This window comes from Mesorhizobium sp. M5C.F.Ca.ET.164.01.1.1, from assembly GCF_004792125.1.
GTDB lineage: Bacteria > Pseudomonadota > Alphaproteobacteria > Rhizobiales > Rhizobiaceae > Mesorhizobium > Mesorhizobium wenxiniae.
Genome location: NZ_SRTG01000623.1, coordinates 1 through 280, shown reverse-complemented (window position 1 = coordinate 280; position 280 = coordinate 1). Strand labels below are relative to the sequence as shown.

The following is a 280-nucleotide window of genomic DNA, read 5'->3' as shown; positions in this document are numbered from 1 at the left end:
CAACGCCTTGATCGGCAGGTCGATGCCCGCAAGCTGCCGGTCCTGCATCAGTGGCGTGCCGCCCTTCGGGTGACCGAAGATCAGCAATTCTGTCGGACGAAGCGCGGCACCGACTTCCTGCGCGCCGGCGGCATGGTCGATCCGTGCGAAGACGCGCAATCCGGCGCCGGTGACGGTCTCGACCAGCCGGTCGATGGTTTCACGCACGCCGAAGCGGCTTTCAATGGAGATCAGGCCCCTCCCTGCCATCACTCCGCCGCTTCGCGCTTGCCCCCGGGGC

At 67.5% G+C, this 280-nt stretch carries 1 protein-coding gene; it reads right to left on the bottom strand.

All coding sequences use genetic code 11. The features are described 5' to 3' along the window. Positions 1–249 (bottom strand): DUF302 domain-containing protein (locus tag EN807_RS35045; RefSeq protein WP_246684548.1); only part of this gene is annotated, 249 nt, incomplete at its 3' end. Positions 250–280: the final 31 nt, after the last annotated feature.